This window comes from Paenarthrobacter sp. YIM B13468, from assembly GCF_042788025.1.
Lineage (GTDB): Bacteria > Actinomycetota > Actinomycetes > Actinomycetales > Micrococcaceae > Arthrobacter > Arthrobacter aromaticivorans.
Genome location: NZ_JBHZPI010000051.1, coordinates 1 through 2603 on the forward strand (window position 1 = coordinate 1; position 2603 = coordinate 2603).

The following is a 2603-nucleotide window of genomic DNA, read 5'->3' on the forward strand; positions in this document are numbered from 1 at the left end:
GCGGCTTGGCGGGTGTCGGAGAAGCCGAAGCCGTCTGCTCCGAGGGAGGCGAAGTCGTTGGGGATGAATTGGCGGATCTGGTCGGGGACGGCTTTCATGTAGTCGGACACGGCGATGACGGGTCCGGTGGTGCCGGCGAGTTGTTCGGTGATGAACGGGGTGCGGGCGGGTTGGCCGGGGTTGAGGAAGGCGTGTTCTTCGGCGGCGAGTCCGTCGCGTCGGAGTTCGTTCCAGGAGGTTACGGACCAGACGTCGGCGGCGACTCCCCAGTCTTCGTTGAGGATCCTGGCGGCTTCGAGGGCCCAGGGCACGGACACGCCGGAGGCGAGGATGTTCGCGGTGGGCCGGTTGCCGTTGCCGGTGGTGTTTTCCGGGCCGGGGGCGAGGCGGTAGATGCCTTTGAGGAGCCCGTTGATGTCCAGGTTTTCCGGTTCGGCGGGTTGGGTGATGGGTTCGTTGTAGACGGTGAGGTAGTACATGACGTTCTTATCAGTACTGTCTTCGCCGTACATTTGTTCGAGGCCGTGGCGGATGATGTGGCCGATTTCGTAGCCGTAGGCGGGGTCGTAGGTTTTCACGGCGGGGTTGGTGGAGGCCAGCAGGGGTGAGTGCCCGTCGGCGTGTTGGAGTCCTTCGCCGGTGAGGGTGGTTCGTCCTGCGGTGGCGCCGATGATGAAGCCGCGGGTCATTTGGTCCGCGGCGGCCCAGAAGGAATCTCCGGTGCGTTGGAAGCCGAACATGGAGTAGAACACGTAGATCGGGACCAGGGGTTCGCCGTGGGTGGCGTAGGAGGTTCCGGCGGCGGTGAACGCTGCGACGGCGCCGGCTTCGTTGATGCCGGGGTGGATCAGTTGCCCGGCGGGGGATTCCTTGTAGGCCAGGACGAGGTCCCGGTCCACGGAGAGGTAGTTCTGGCCCTTGGGGTTGTAGATTTTCGCGGTGGGGAAGAACGCGTCCATGCCGAAGGTGCGGGATTCATCCGGGACGACCGGCACGAACCGGGCACCGAAGTTCTTGTCCCGCATGAGGTCTTTCAGGAGCCGGACGAAGGCCATGGTGGTCGCGGCTTGTTGTTTGCCCGATCCGCGTTTGGCGACTTCGTAGGACTTGGCCTCGGGCAGGGTGACGGGGGTGTGGGTGCGGCGGCGTTCGGGGACGAACCCGCCAAGTTCGGCCCGGCGTTCCATGAGGTATTTGATTTCCGGGGCGTCCATGCCGGGGTGGTAGTACGGGGGCCGGTAGAGGTCCGCGTCGAGCTGGTCATCGGTGATGGGGATGCGCAGGTGGTCACGGAAGGCCTTGAGGTCTTCCATGGTCAGCTTTTTCATCTGGTGGGTCGCGTTGCGGCCTTCGAAGTGCGGGCCCAGGCCGTAGCCCTTGACGGTTTTGGCCAGGATCACGGTGGGTTTGCCCTTGAACTCCACCGCTGCCTTGTACGCGGCGTAGACCTTGCGGTAATCGTGCCCGCCGCGTTTGAGGCCCCAGATCTGCTCATCGCTCAGGTCCGCGACCATGTCCTTGGTGCGGGGGTTCTTGCCGAAGAAGTGGTCCCGGACGAACCCGCCGGACTCGGCCTTGTAGGTCTGGTAGTCACCATCGGGGGTTTCGTTCATGATTTTCACCAACGCCCCGTCGGTGTCCTTTTCCAGCAGGGAGTCCCATTCCCGGCCCCAGACGACCTTGATCACGTTCCAGCCCGCCCCGCGGAAGAACGCTTCGAGTTCCTGCATGATCTTCCCGTTGCCCCGCACGGGCCCGTCCAGGCGCTGGAGGTTGCAGTTGATCACGAAGTTCAGGTTGTCCAGGTTCTCGTTCGCTGCCAGCTGCAGCAACCCGCGGGACTCGGGCTCGTCCATTTCCCCGTCGCCCAAAAACGCCCAGACCTGCTGGTCGGAGGTGTCCTTGATGCCCCGGCCCTGCAGGTACCGGTTGGACTGGGCCTGGTAGATCGCGTTCATCGGGCCGATGCCCATGGACACGGTCGGGAATTCCCAGAAGTCCGGCATCAACCTGGGGTGGGGGTAGGAGGAGAGGGCGTGGCCTTCCTTGGACTTTTCCTGGCGGAAACCGTCCAGGTCCGCTTCCGAGAGCCGGCCTTCCATGAACGCCCTGGCGTACATGCCCGGGGACGCGTGTCCCTGGAAGAACACCTGGTCCCCGCCCGAGGGGTGGTCCTTGCCGCGGAAGAAATGGTTGAACCCGACCTCGTACAAGGTCGCCGCGCCCGCGTAGGTGGAAATATGCCCACCCACCCCAATATCGGACCGCTGCGCACGGTGGACCATGACCGCGGCGTTCCAGCGCATGTACGCACGGTACCGGCGCTCGAACTCCTCGTTCCCGGGGAACTCCGCTTCCTGGTCCACCGGGATCGTGTTCACATAATCAGTGGTCGTCACCATCGGCACACCCACCGACCGGGCACCAGCACGCTGCAACAACGAACGCATAATGTACTGGGCACGCTCCGTGCCCTGCTCCGCGATCAACGCATCAAGGGACTCAATCCACTCCGCGGTCTCTTCCGGATCACGATCAGGCAGCTGGGCAGTCAACCCGCTGAGGATGTGTGAGGTCTCTTCTCCTGCAGCCACGTCCAACCT

The 2603-nt window shown here is 63.9% G+C and carries 1 protein-coding gene; it reads right to left on the reverse strand.

Annotation, left to right across the window (positions count from 1 at the left end; translation table 11 throughout):
• On the reverse strand, positions 1-2594 hold a 2594-nt coding region (aceE, locus tag ACFX4T_RS25525), incomplete at its 3' end, for a pyruvate dehydrogenase (acetyl-transferring), homodimeric type (RefSeq protein WP_377655208.1).
• Positions 2595-2603 lie beyond the last annotated feature (9 nt).